This window comes from Arthrobacter sp. KUASC02, assembly GCF_059739395.1.
Genome location: NZ_AP046053.1, coordinates 2,338,206 through 2,350,958, shown reverse-complemented (window position 1 = coordinate 2,350,958; position 12,753 = coordinate 2,338,206). Strand labels below are relative to the sequence as shown.

The following is a 12,753-nucleotide window of genomic DNA, read 5'->3' as shown; positions in this document are numbered from 1 at the left end:
GAGATGGCAGGGGTGATGATCGATCCTGTGACGGGAGAGATCATCGATCAGAAGGAGCTTGCGGAGCGGTTGCTCGCGCAGGCCAGGGAGCAGGGCGTGAGCCTGGTAGGCCCGGGCGGGCTGCTGAACCAGCTCACGAGGAATGTGCTGGAGACCGCTCTGGAAGCCGAGCTGACAGAGCACCTCGGCCACGAGCATGGCCAGACACCGATCGCAGCCAACATGCGTAACGGCACCAGGTCAAAGACCGTGTTGACCGAGATCGGTCCGGTCGAGATTGAGGTGCCCCGGGATCGGGACGGCTCGTTCGCGCCGGTGATCGTGCCCAAGCGGAAACGGCGTCTGGACGGGATCGATCAGATCGTGCTCTCCCTCTCTGCCCGAGGGCTGACCACGGGGGAAATCGCCGCGCACTTCGAGGAGGTTTACGGGGCTAAGGTCTCTAAGGACACCATCAGCCGCATCACGGAGAAAGTCGCCTCGGAGCTGGCCGAATGGTCGGCCCGGCCTTTGGATTCGGTCTATCCGGTGCTGTTCGTTGATGCGGTCGTGGTCAAGGTCCGTGACGGGCAGGTGCGCAACACCCCGTTCTATGTCGTTATGGGGGTCACCACCAGTGGGGAGCGGGAGATTCTGGGCATCTGGGCCGGCGACGGTGGCGAGGGTGCCCGGTTCTGGCTGCAGGTCTTCTCGGAGCTGAAGAACCGGGGCGTGGAAGATGTGTTGATCGCCGTCTGCGATGGGCTCAAGGGCCTGCCGGAGGCGATCACGACCACGTGGGAGCGGACGGTGGTGCAGCAGTGCATCGTGCACCTGATCCGCAACAGCTTCCGCTACGCCGGACGCCAGCACCGCGACGGGATCGTTAAGGCGCTTAAGCCCGTTTACACGGCCCCGTCCGAGCAGGCGGCGAAGGACCGGTTCGCCGAATTCACTGCCGAGTGGGGCCAGCGGTATCCGGCCATCGTGCGGCTCTGGGAATCCTCCTGGGCCGAATTCGTGCCCTTCCTGGAGTACGACGTGGAGATCCGACGGGTCATCTGCACGACGAACGCGATCGAGTCGATCAACGCACGCTACCGAAGGGCGGTGAGGGCCCGCGGGCACTTTCCGAACGAGACCGCTGCCCTGAAATGCCTATACCTGGTCACCAGATCTCTTGATCCAACCGGCGGTGGCCGTGCACGCTGGGTGATGAGGTGGAAGCCTGCGCTAAACGCGTTCGCTATTACCTTCGCTGGCCGGTTCGAAAGAACCACTCAATAATGAAAACCGGCCGGACTCCACACACCGTTTATCGGACAGTCCCCATTCGCTGTGTAGGGCAACATCACTAGAAGACCAGGAGTCGTGGAAAGTCCGATCATGTGCGGTGAGGGGACGTGATGCGGCACTGCTGGATCACTGGTTAGCGTCTCAGCCCTTGGTAGCGGGACGTTTCAATTCCTTGGTGATGAGGGAATAATTCAGTGAACAGCTTCATCCCGTGGAGAGAAATGCGACGTAAGGCTGAGGCTGGACTGTTCACTGACAGGTCATCTTCTTGATCGAGACATCATCAGCGTTGGCGTCATACGTCGTTAGGGTTACAAGCGCGTTTTGCCCCGCCAGGAATCCAGAGCTGTAGGCAGCGGCAGAGCCGGTGACAGATCCCGCGGTCAACTCGCTCGCCTGAACAGCGACTCCGTTGGGGCAACCGTTGGGGGTTGTGACCTTGAGCTGAACGCACCGCTGATACGGAGGACACTTCACTTGATCAGCAGGAACCCACTGATAGAACACTCCATCCGGGCCCTCGTACCACCCTTCCGCAACAAGCTTGTCGCGAGCAGCGGCATAGGCTCGCGCAATAGCGTCGGCCGCTTGGCTGGCCGCCGCACTCCGGCTTGCCTCGGCTTCCCTTTGCTCCTGTGCTGCTTTCGCGAGACGGCTTGCCTCGGCCGCCGCCGCAGCTTGACGTGCGGCGTCTGCGCTTGCGGAGGCCGATGCTGCGGCGGCCGCCCTGGATGAAGCTGCGGCGGCGGCACGGCTTGTGTCTGCCTGAACCTCCGCTTCGCGCATCGATGCCTGCGTTGCCGCGAACGATACCGACCCTAGGACTATTGCCAGTGTCGCCACGAGGCAGAATCCAAGGAGCAACGCGCTGCCGCGGCTCTTCGATTCGTGGTCAGGAAGTTCCTGCCGGCCACTCAGACCCGAAGGAACAGCATTAGCCGCAAGTGGCGTGTGGCTGCCTATAGCGGCAGGTTTGTCGGCAGCCGAAGGCTGGCAGAGCAGAACAAGGAACACGACAGCACCCAGGGGGCCGGCCAGCGCAAAGAGCGACATCCAGGGAGAGTAACCACCATCTCGGAGTCGCCGGATGAAGAGAGACAGTCCGGGGACCAATGCAATCAGGGACCAGACGGCGGCCACGGTGGTAAACACTGGGTACGCGCCCGCGTAGTCCAAGGCAAATGCGCTGACTTGGATCATGAGATTGAGCAAAAAGAAGTACCAGTACTCTGACCTCGATGAGCGTCCCCTGAAATCGCCAGCTCGCTTGAATGCTGACCCCACTGCCCCGACGAAATGCACCATTGCCTCCCCGAACCATTGACAGTCATTGTTAATTCGCTTACATGGACAGAACGTCAATCCGCGAAGCACAACGTCCTCGAATAGAGTCTGACCCATTTGAGCAGCACGGACTACCTCCAGATCCCTGCAACGAGCTCCCCTGTCCCGTCTTATGTTCTTCACCAGGGGCGGGGCCGTCGTCGTTCAAGCGTCAGTCGCGTTGAAGATGCGCCAGCATTTCGGGAGTAGTCAGGAGGACGCGTGGGGAAGCGGCTTTGCTCTGGATAATGATGCCGTCCAACTCCTGACCGGCGTCCAGTAGTTTTGCGAGCCATGCGGCCCGCTGCTTGTTCACGTAGCCGATTTTCTTCGCGGGCCGCCCGGCGTAGATGGCGACGGCGTTGGCGTCGTGTTCGTTGTCGGGTTCCCGGACTACTCGAACACGCTGGCCGTTCCGGAACTTGAAGGGCTTGTTTGGGTCTTCGTAAAAGCCCATGCCAACCACGCGGAACGCGAAAATCCGAAAGTGCCGCAGGGCGAGGATCTTGTAGTCAACCAACTCCCCGTCGGGCAAGGCCAAGTCGAGGCCGTTGTTCGAGGGTACCAACCTAAGGGTCGGCATACCGTCGGGACCCGCCACAAGTTGGCTCTTGGCAGCTGCCGGCGGAACATAGCCCGCGCGATAGCTCTTGGCGCTTTGGCCCGCGGCCGTCGCCATGGCCTTCTCCGCCTCGTAGTTGCGCACTTCCGCCGGGCGCTGAGATCGCACCCCGGGTTCGCCACGCACTGGCTCCACAACCACGGCAAGTGCGCGTGCCGGTTCCGGCGTTACGAATGACAGATCCGGCTCCGAAACCGTCACAGGTTCTGTTGTCCCGCCAAAGGCTGCCTTCAGCTTGCCCCATATCCCCATGCATTGACTGTATCTTGTCAGCCGATGGGCGGGTCGTCCTGCACTCTGGTATTGACCGATTGTTCCCCTGCACAGATCGAAATCGAACTGCGGCTACTCACCGCCATGATGGACGGCATCGTCCTGCAATGGCTCCTTGACCATGAAACCGACATACATGTCCACGTCTCGGCTTATGTCGAACGAGCCATCGCTGCCTAACGAGGTCGCCCGAGATCTTTCGCCCAACTCAAATAGCCAAAGTTGTCAGATAGGTATGCAATGCGCCCCTGACGTGCGCTGATACTTTATGCAGAATCTCCCTTGTTTGCAGAGTCCTAGACGTGCGTGGCTCAAGGTAGTGTTCCGCGATGCCAGTATGTGTAATCCTAATTTGATGGGGTATCGTCAACTTTTGCTTCCATTAGGCCGGGCACTGAACGCCGTTCGTCCGGGCGGCGGCAGACAGGAAGAGGCCGCTCAACTCGGCGACGAGTTGGCCGCCCTTCAGCTGCTCTATCTTCTGATCAATTCACGCACATGGGCGCACCGGCGCGTGGACGCATTGAGGCTTGACTTGGAGGGATCCACCCGACGTTTCGTCTCCGTGGATATCACGATGCCCGAGGCTTATGCAATCGCAGCTGCTTCTCGAAACCGGATCATCGTTCCGCTAGGAATGATGCGTAAAGGTGCTATACAGCGGCTTGATGCCAAACAAGATTCAACGGGGCTTGCGGTACTTGGAAAGCGAGAAAATTCTGCCTTGGCATTTAAGTTGCTTCAGGCCGCAGTAAAAGACTTTCCCCGTAAAAGCTCCGCCACGGCTGAGGATGAAGCCCGAGTATTTCAGAGCATTGTGGCAGCCGAACCAGGCAGCGCTCATGCAGTTCACGAGGCATACAAAGCGTGGAAGGAAAGGTCCCTTGATACAGACAGCCTCACAGCTCGGGACAAACGACGCCTAATAGTCCTTGACGTTTTTGCAAGCCGCTTGGTAGGACATTACATATTCTTGGTCGAGATAGATAGTAAGTACGTCGGAACACGGACAACACTCAAGTACTCACTAGACCAGGAAATCAAATACTCACTAGACCAGGAGACGTCGTCCTCTGACATAAAAGAGGTGCCAAGTTGGGGGACGCAAATACGATTCCACTTCAAACTCCCCGACTTCGGGTTTGCTGAAAGCCAGCACATGGAGCTGGAACTCCCTAGTGGTCTGTGTATAAAGCAGTTTCTCTTCCTAGCATTTGACCACAAGCAGGTGTTGCGGCAGGCCGATCGCAGGACATTGCCTCCCGACCGCCGAGTTGCTCATGCGTTTCTCAACCCCGAGAGATCGGATTTCGAGGGTGAAGTTTGGGCGCACACGATGCCTTCCAAGGAAGGCCTGTACAGGTTCGCGAAATGGGCAGCAATCATTTCTTCCATACTCGTTGTCGCCACCATCATTGCTCGTTGCTTCGACAGAGAGGTCCTTCGTCCGGAAGCCATCATTCCGTCTCCTGCAGCTTCCATCATCCTGATCGCTCCAGCGCTCATGCTCTCTTGGATGAGCCGTAAGCCGGAGCATCCCCTTGTGACCGTACTCTTGGCACCACTACGGCGAATCGTTCTGGCCTGCGCGGCTGTTCTCGTCATGATGGCAGTGCTCGCCGCGGTTCCCGTCGCTCCCCTCGTATGGCACGTCATATGGATCTGCATATATATCGGAACAGGCCTAATGGCGGTCTACGCGTGGAGCATATTCAGGGGTTACAAGACTACGCCAAGGTATAGCATGACTATGAAACCAACGTGAGGAGGGTCACAATGAGTACGCTGCATAGACAGCCCCGAACGCCGGCAGGCGATCGAAAAGAGTTCGTTGTGGGAGAGACCAAGCGCGAGGATGTCGCTTCGCCTTCGGATATAGAGATTCGATCTGGCGGTGGCTCTATTCTGGACGAAAGTGTCTACATGGGTTTTGAAGAAATACGGGACTATGTCGTTGAGGATCTACGTCAAGAAATAGCAGCGCTGAGGCGCGCCACCCGCTAGGTGCCTTGGCACGTGCCCCATCAGCGCGCCCCAGTTATTAGCCAAAAGTAGACGGTCCCGTCGAGCTTCAAGGGAGCCTTGCTCCGACCAGTTTGATATGAGCCGCTGAGCAACTGCAGGTTCGTGGAACATCATTATGTGCAGACGGTGGGCTCCTACCCAGGGTGCGCCGTGAACCGGGCGCGCAGCCTTGGGCGGAAGACAATGATGATGCCGTCGACGTCTCCGCCGGGCCGGGCCCTGTCGTGCTCGAGACTTCGGCCGCCGGCTCATTGTCTTCACCGGACCGAACCTCAGCGACGTTGACCCGGCGTACTCCCCCAGGGTGCGGCTCTCAAGGACCCGGCCCGACGCTGGTCAGCAGCCGTTCGCGGCTGATTGAAATCCGTTGGCGCATCGAATACCTCAAATTGAACATTGGTGGCCACAAACTATTAGCCGGAGATGGGTAGAAGAAAATGCTTTGACCTGCGGGAATGAGCGAAATCGCCCGATTCTCGACCCATATAAAATTGCAAATCTTCTTGCCGCTCACGGCGGTCAGGTGGGTCATGCCGACAGTCTTCATGGCACTCTCCAGCTGTTCATCGAGGAAGCCCGTATCACCCGTGACCATTCCGGGCAGTAAGCCGCGGGCATCTCCGCCGATCCATTCCGCGGCGGCGGCAAACCCGCTGCGGAGCGCGACAGGTTCTTCCCGCCATGCCGAGGGGGCAGCAGTGGTGGCCGGGCCGGTAGTGGCGGACAGCGTGCCCGCCTGCGCCTGGCCGGCGTCGGCCGGCTGCAGTTTTCCTGTGGTCCGGACCCGCTGACCGGGGACCACGTGCTGCCAATCGTCACCGCCGACGATCAGCACGTGCGCATCACCCCTGATGAGGCGGCCGTTGGCGATGATCATGAAAACTGTCGCCTGCACAGCCCACCGGCCGGACCCGGCGCGGCCGGGAACCTTGAGTTCGCGCGGCGAGCCTTCTATCTCCGCCTCAACCACTACTGCGGAACGGGCCGTCACCGCGTCGGCGACGGGTCCGTCATGCTTCTGCGACGCTGCTACCGCCGAGTGGGACGCGACGGCTGCCGATAGCACCAGGGCAACGGCAAGGGTGGTCAGGAAGCTGCGCGGCACCAGCCCGGACCCGTGGGTCATCCCCCGGCGCCGGCGGATCACCACCAGCAGCACCATTGCCGCCAGGAGCAGTCCCCCGATCACCGCGCAGAGTCCGGGCAACGGCAACCAGACACCCCCGACGGCGGCCGCCCAGGTGAGGAGGGCCGGAGGTGCCAGGCGCAGGTCAGTCCTGCGCCGTGGTTTGCTGCCGGTTCCGGACGCAGCAGGTTTCCCGGCTCCCCGTGCCCTGTCCTCCGGCCGGGGAAGAAGGCGGGCGGCAACCATGTCCCGCAGTCCGGCCGACGTCCGGGGCACGATGCCGATGATGCCGGCGGAGCGTACGCCCGGCGTACGTGGAAACCCCGAAGTCGGGTCGCGGGGAGGGTCCGGCCGCGGCCGGAAGGCCTCGTCCTGCCGGCCCCGGACGGCTGCGTCGACGAAGCGCTGCCACGGACTGGGGCTGCCCATCTCAGGACACCCGCACGAGAGGCAATAGCGTTTCCAGCATCTTGGGGCCGACGCCGTCCACGGCGTCGAGTTCCTCCACGGCACTGAACCGACCGTGCTCCTTCCGCCAATCAAAGATGCGCTGGGCCAGGACTGGCCCTACCCGGGGCAGTGCCCCCAGCTCCTCCACGGAGGCCGTATTCAGGTCGACTTTGGCAGTGCCTGCTCCCTGTCCACCGGAGCCTGTTCCATCGGACCCCGGTTCGCTGCCCGCCGTTCCGGTGACGTCCGCGGGATCCCCCAACCGGGGAACATGGATCTTCTGGCCATCGGTCAGCACGGCGGCCAGGTTCAGCCGTTCCAGGTCAGCGGTGTCCGTGCTCCCACCCGCGGCAGCGATTGCTTCGTGGATCCGGCTACCGTCCGGCAGTTCCACAACGCCGGCCTTGTTCACAGCCCCCGCGATATGGACCACGATTTTCCTTCCAGAGGAAGGATCGGAAGCCCGCCCTCCTTCTGACGTCCCGCCGGTCTCTCCCGGGTCCTCTGCCCTTGGGCCTGCTTCCGGCTGCCCGCCGGCGTCCGTGCTGCTGATGTCGCTCAGCGGGACCACCTGTGCACGGCTGCCGGCCACGTCCCACCAGAACCAGCCGCCCAGCAGGAGGCTCACGATTCCCAGCAGCACGGCAACGCGGATGCCCGTGCGCCACCTGAACTTCGCGGGTCCGGCGGCCCCGCCACCGGCGGCGGCGTCAGCCGCTTCCGGATCCGGCCGCGCACCGCCGTCGTACGTGAAAGTTCCCTGGCCGGGAGCTCCGTGCTCCAGCAGCCCCTGTCCAATACCCCCGGCTGTTCCTGGCCCGCCCCTGGCATCGCCGGCGGCCGGTCCAAGGGAGGCCGTCAGTCGCCGCCGCGCACGGGTGGCCGCGGCAGGTGCTCCCGCTTCCGCGTTCCGGCGTGACATACCCGCCACGCTAGGAGAACACTGCGGGAACGGACACTGCGGAAGGGCCGTATGTGGAAAGCGGACGCACAGCAGGTCACCGGGACAACGCCCGGTCTTTTCACCATTGAATTTACATATTGACCGGGAGGCACCGCAGCCTTACGATTTTGCCCTGCCCCGAATCCGGGGAATGGTCTGAACTTTGGGGGCGGTCACGATGTCAAAAAAGTCTGTGCTCTTTTCCGGATGCGGGGTGGGCCTGGGGTTACTGCTGGCGTGCGGCGCGGCACCGGCCGGCGCGGCAGGGAGTGAAGGGACCCAGTTCACCGAATACTCGTCGTGTGTCACGGATGAACTTTCCGGCTGGACGTTTTGCCAGACGGGCACTGAACGGCACATCGAGGTTCATACGCCGAGCGGAGTCGCCGTCTTCCAGGGAAGCGGTGAGGTGAGTGCCACCCAGATCTCCCCCGACGGCGAAACCATCACAGTGGACAATACCCACAAGTTCGTCAGCGTGTTTGCCTACTATGAAAGCCCGTGGTCTTTCGACGCGAACGTCATCAAAACCGGCGCGACGAGTGTCTACACGTTCCCCGACGGCGCCTCCTGCACCGTGGTGTCGGACAGCATCAGCGTGCTCGAGAAAAGCCGCTACAACCGTGACACGGTGACCTGCAGCCCCTGACCCGGACCCTCCGGCTGGCTATTTCTGGTACGTGATGTAGGCCTCGTACTGGACCCGCCATGCGTCAGGCGCCTTCGGATCAGGCACCGTCGTGGTGAGGAACTGGACGCTGGTCACCTGGCCCTTGAGGTACTTCAGCCAGTTCGTCACTTCTTCGGACACGTCCTTGTCGAACTGCGCCACGTGGTGCACCTGCATTGTCATCGAAGCCTCCTTGCTCGGTAGGGAGCCTGCTTGGTGGGGAGACTGTACTACCGGCGCCGCTATTGGGCCAGAGCGGGTTCCTTGTGCGGTGTACTGCTCTCCCCCACGATCACGGCGAGGACACCCAGCCCCGCGTGGGCGGCGAGGACGGCGGGCAGCGAACTGATCTGCGCCGGGGGTATGCCCGGGAGCGAGGCCGCCAGCCGTTCCGCAAGCTCAGCGGCTTCCCCGGGATTGCCGAAGTGGTGGACGGCCAGGCGCGCCTGGCCGTCAGGACGCGCGGCGGCATCCGCCACCACAATTTCCTCGAGGCGCGCCACGGCCCGCGCGGCGGACCTGACCTTTTCCAGCGGAACGATCTTCCCGTCGTCCACGGCGAGGATCGGTTTGATGGCCAGCATTGTCCCCCACAGGGATGCCGCCGCTCCGATCCGGCCGCCGCGGCGGAGCTGCTCCAGGCTGGGTACATAGAAATACACCCTGGTACGCGCCAGCCGTTCTTCCGCAAAGGCACGCACGTCAGCGGCTCCCCGGCCGTCTGCCGCCGCGACCACCGCGCTCTGCACACCCATGCCCAGCGCCATGCCCACCGTCTTCGAGTCGAGCACTTCCACGGGGATGCCCACGCGCGATGCCGCGAGCCTGGCAGAGTCCGCCGTGCCGGAAAGTGCTCCCGAGATATGAACGGAGACCACCGCTTCGAAGCCGCGGCGCTGCGCCGCAAGATAGGCCTGCTCAAACTGGCCGGGCGACGGCCGTGACGTCTTGACCGGAGTGCCCGTGGCCAGCGCCACCGCAATGGTCTCGGTGATGTCGTCTTCGCCTTCGCCGTAAATCTCCGGCCCCACCATGACGGGCATGGGAACCACAGTCAGCCGGCCGTCGGCGGCGAAGTCGCCGACCCAGTCGGCCGGAAGCGCCGCTGCGGAATCGGTCACCACCGCAGTGCGCACGACGGCGGCCGCCACCACCTCCGGGGTAGCTCCCGGTCGGGGGGCCGGCCGCAGGCGGACCAGCCGTTCCTTCAGCCACGGCCAGCCGGCCGGTTCCCGGTCGTTCACGGTGTCCCCCTGCTATTCCGGCCAAACGCGATGACCGGCCGCCGGCATTGCCGGCGGCCGGTGCCCCGGCTAAGCCGGGACGATGTTGACCAGTTTAGGGGCTCGCACGATGACCGTGCGGATACCCCGCCCGTCGAGGGCGCGCTGGACATTTTCCGATGCGAGGGCCAGTTCACGCAGCTCGTCCTCGCCGATCTCCGGGGAGACCTCCAGGCGGTCGCGGACCTTGCCCTGGACCTGGACCACCGCGGTGACAGTGTCCTGCACCAGGAGGGCTTCGTCGTGCGATGGCCAGCCGGCGTTCGCCACCGAGGCGGGATGCCCCAGCACGTTCCACATGTCCTCGGCCGTGTAGGGCGCAAAGAGGCTCAGGATGACCGCTACGACTTCCGCCGCTTCGCGGACCGCAGGATCCGCGCCGCCCGCGCCGGCAGCTGCATCTATCGTCTTGCGGGTCGCGTTGACCAGCTCCATCAGCTTGGCCACCACAACGTTGAACTTGTTGCTGTCCAGCAGTGCGGCGGCGTCGGCGATGGTGCGGTGCGTGACGGAGCGCAGCGCACGGTCTCCCTGGGCGGCATCCGTTCCGGGCGCGCTGGTGACGTCCTGCGCCAGGCGCCAGGCCCGGGCCAGGAACTTCGCGGAGCCCGACGGCGACACGTCCGCCCAGTCGACGTCGTCCTCCGGCGGGGAGGCGAAGATCATGGTGAGACGCACGGCGTCCACGCCGTACTTGTCCAGCTGCTCACCGAGGTCAACACCGTTGCCCAGGGACTTGCTCATGGCCTTGCCCCCGTTGAGGACCTGGCCCTGGTTGAGCAGTGCGCTGAACGGCTCGTCGGCGTCGATCATCCCGAGGTCGTGGATGACCTTGGTGAAGAACCGTGCGTACAGCAGGTGCAGGATGGCATGTTCCACGCCGCCCACGTACTGCCCCACCGGCATCCAGTCGTTGATCTTCTCCGGGTCGAAGGGACCCTCGGTGTACTGCGGGGAAACGAACCGCAGGAAGTACCAGGACGAGTCAACGAACGTGTCCATGGTGTCGGTGTCGCGCTTGGCAGGGCCGTGGCAGTTGGGGCACTCAACGTTGACCCAGGCTTCGGCGGCCGCCAGCGGGGACGTGCCCTTCGGGGACAGGTCTTCGCCGCGCAGGTCGGCCGGCAGGGTGACGGGCAGCTGTTCGTCGGGAACAGGAACCTCGCCGCAGGCCGGGCAGTGGATGATCGGGATGGGCGTGCCCCAGAAGCGCTGGCGGCTGAGCAGCCAGTCGCGCAGCCGGAAGTTGACGAACTTTTCGCCGGTGCCCTGCTTCTCCAGGATGTCGATCGCGGCGGGGATGGCCTCCGCCTTGGGCAGGCCGTCGAGAACACCCGAGTTGATCAGGGTTCCCTCCCCCGCCGTCGCCGTCCCGGTGACTGCGGGGTCGTCTTCTCCCGTGTCCAGCACGGCGCGGACGGGCAGGTCGAAGGTCTTGGCGAAGTCCAGGTCGCGCTGGTCATGGGCGGGGACAGCCATGATGGCGCCGGTGCCGTAGTCAGCCAGGACATAGTCCGCTGCCCACACCGGCAGTTTTTCGCCGTTCAGGGGGTTGACGGCGTAACGGCCGGTGAAGACGCCCGTCTTTTCCCGTTCGGTGGACTGCCGCTCGATTTCGGACAGTGCCTTGACCTGTTCGCGGTAGGCGTCCAGGGCTGCGGCGTGCTCGTCCGTGACCAGTTCCACTGCCAGCGGCGCATCTGCCGCGACCACGAAGAACGTGGCTCCGTACAGGGTGTCCGGGCGGGTGGTGAAGACGGTAACGTCCTTGGCCGGCTTGCCGCCGTCGGCTTCGATCACGAAGTTGACGTGCGCACCTTCGGAGCGCCCGATCCAGTTCTTCTGCATGGCCAGGACGCGCTCGGGCCAGTGGCCGCGCAGCTCGTCCATATCGTCCAGCAGGCGGTCGGCATAGTCGGTGATCTTGAAGTACCACTGGTTCAGGGACTTCTTGGTCACGGCGGTGCCACAGCGTTCGCAGGCGCCGTTGACCACCTGTTCGTTTGCCAGCACGGTCTGGTCCTTGGGGCACCAGTTGACCGGGGAGTCCTTCCGGTAGGCCAGGCCGCGCTCATAGAAGCGCTTGAACAGCCACTGGGTCCAGCGGTAGTACCCCGGGTCCGAGGTGTGCAGGCGGCGCGACCAGTCAGCGGAGATCGCGTAGCGCTTGAAAGACGCCGCCTGGGTGTCGATGTTGGCGTACGTCCACTCGCTGGGGTGCGCGTTGCGCTTGATGGCTGCGTTTTCCGCGGGCAGGCCGAAGGAGTCCCAGCCGATCGGGTGCAGGACGTCAAAGCCCTTCTGGCGCAGGTACCGCGCCACGACGTCGCCCATGGCAAACGCTTCAGCGTGGCCCATGTGCAGGTCACCCGACGGGTAAGGGAACATGTCGAGGACATAGCGGCGCTCCCGGGAACCGTCATCGACGGGCGTGAACACCTTGAGGTCTTCCCACACCTGCGGCCATTTGGCCTCCATCGCGGCAAAGCTGTAGGTGCCCTCCTCGGGACCTTCGGTCGCGACTGCTGCTGTTCCGGTCTCTGTCTCCGGCTGAACGCTCACTGCTGCCCTCTTCTGTTCTGTACCGCTTTTCGTACGGCCCTGGCGTCCTGTCCGCCCCGGCCCCTGATCCCCTGCTTGCGGCCGGGAGATAGCCCCAGACACACAAAAGCCCCTCGACATGGAGGGGCGGCCGCTCGGCAATCCGTACTTGGTCGGGATACCGCGCGGCTAGCTAAGCAGAAGGATCGCACGCATAGAACT

Annotated in this window: 12 protein-coding genes; 5 read left to right on the top strand and 7 right to left on the bottom strand. The window is 63.3% G+C overall.

The window, feature by feature from the left end:
• Positions 1–15 precede the first annotated feature (15 nt).
• The gene (locus tag AC6JAC_RS10800) at positions 16–1,266 is read left to right on the top strand and encodes an IS256 family transposase (protein WP_497966804.1); all 1,251 of its coding nucleotides are present in this window, start codon (positions 16–18) and stop codon (positions 1,264–1,266) included.
• A gap of 258 nt (positions 1,267–1,524) precedes the next feature.
• Here the strand turns inward: AC6JAC_RS10800 and AC6JAC_RS10795 are convergent, their stop codons facing one another.
• Together AC6JAC_RS10795 and AC6JAC_RS10790 are read right to left on the bottom strand one after the other, a co-directional pair.
• Positions 1,525–2,580: a DUF805 domain-containing protein gene (locus AC6JAC_RS10795; RefSeq protein WP_497964640.1), complete on the bottom strand. Its 1,056-nt coding sequence runs from the start codon at positions 2,578–2,580 to the stop codon at positions 1,525–1,527.
• A 190-nt stretch (positions 2,581–2,770) separates the two neighbouring features.
• Positions 2,771–3,472 (bottom strand): HIRAN domain-containing protein, encoded by a 702-nt coding sequence (locus AC6JAC_RS10790; protein WP_497964638.1) that lies wholly within the window; start codon positions 3,470–3,472, stop codon positions 2,771–2,773.
• Between the two features lie 51 nt (positions 3,473–3,523).
• On the opposite strand from AC6JAC_RS10790, the gene AC6JAC_RS10785 reads away from it, so the two are divergent.
• From AC6JAC_RS10785 to AC6JAC_RS10775, 3 genes are all read left to right on the top strand, one after another.
• The gene (locus AC6JAC_RS10785) at positions 3,524–3,673 is read left to right on the top strand and encodes a hypothetical protein (RefSeq protein ID WP_497964636.1); all 150 of its coding nucleotides are present in this window, start codon (positions 3,524–3,526) and stop codon (positions 3,671–3,673) included.
• A gap of 175 nt (positions 3,674–3,848) precedes the next feature.
• Positions 3,849–5,258 (top strand): hypothetical protein, encoded by a 1,410-nt coding sequence (locus AC6JAC_RS10780; RefSeq protein ID WP_497964634.1) that lies wholly within the window; start codon positions 3,849–3,851, stop codon positions 5,256–5,258.
• A gap of 11 nt (positions 5,259–5,269) precedes the next feature.
• Positions 5,270–5,497, top strand: a complete 228-nt coding sequence (locus tag AC6JAC_RS10775) for a hypothetical protein (RefSeq protein WP_307312472.1) — start codon at positions 5,270–5,272, stop codon at positions 5,495–5,497.
• Between the two features lie 334 nt (positions 5,498–5,831).
• Here the strand turns inward: AC6JAC_RS10775 and AC6JAC_RS10770 are convergent, their stop codons facing one another.
• Both AC6JAC_RS10770 and AC6JAC_RS10765 read right to left on the bottom strand, forming a co-directional pair.
• The gene (locus tag AC6JAC_RS10770; protein ID WP_497964632.1) at positions 5,832–7,073 is read right to left on the bottom strand and encodes a hypothetical protein; all 1,242 of its coding nucleotides are present in this window, start codon (positions 7,071–7,073) and stop codon (positions 5,832–5,834) included.
• 1 nt (position 7,074) lies between these two features.
• On the bottom strand, positions 7,075–8,016 hold the full coding sequence (locus AC6JAC_RS10765) for a helix-hairpin-helix domain-containing protein (protein WP_497964630.1): 942 nt from the start codon (positions 8,014–8,016) through the stop codon (positions 7,075–7,077).
• A 199-nt stretch (positions 8,017–8,215) separates the two neighbouring features.
• On the opposite strand from AC6JAC_RS10765, the gene AC6JAC_RS10760 reads away from it, so the two are divergent.
• A complete protein-coding gene (locus AC6JAC_RS10760) occupies positions 8,216–8,686 on the top strand; it encodes a hypothetical protein (protein WP_156037034.1) in 471 nt (156 codons plus the stop codon).
• A gap of 18 nt (positions 8,687–8,704) precedes the next feature.
• On the opposite strand, the gene AC6JAC_RS10755 is transcribed toward AC6JAC_RS10760, so the two are convergent.
• From AC6JAC_RS10755 to leuS, 3 genes are all read right to left on the bottom strand, one after another.
• Positions 8,705–8,890: a hypothetical protein gene (locus tag AC6JAC_RS10755; protein ID WP_028269142.1), complete on the bottom strand. Its 186-nt coding sequence runs from the start codon at positions 8,888–8,890 to the stop codon at positions 8,705–8,707.
• A 59-nt stretch (positions 8,891–8,949) separates the two neighbouring features.
• Positions 8,950–9,951, bottom strand: a complete 1,002-nt coding sequence (locus AC6JAC_RS10750) for a DegV family protein (protein WP_497964628.1) — start codon at positions 9,949–9,951, stop codon at positions 8,950–8,952.
• A gap of 69 nt (positions 9,952–10,020) precedes the next feature.
• Positions 10,021–12,552: a leucine--tRNA ligase gene (leuS, locus tag AC6JAC_RS10745; RefSeq protein WP_497964626.1), complete on the bottom strand. Its 2,532-nt coding sequence runs from the start codon at positions 12,550–12,552 to the stop codon at positions 10,021–10,023.
• Between the last annotated feature and the right edge of the window lie 201 nt (positions 12,553–12,753).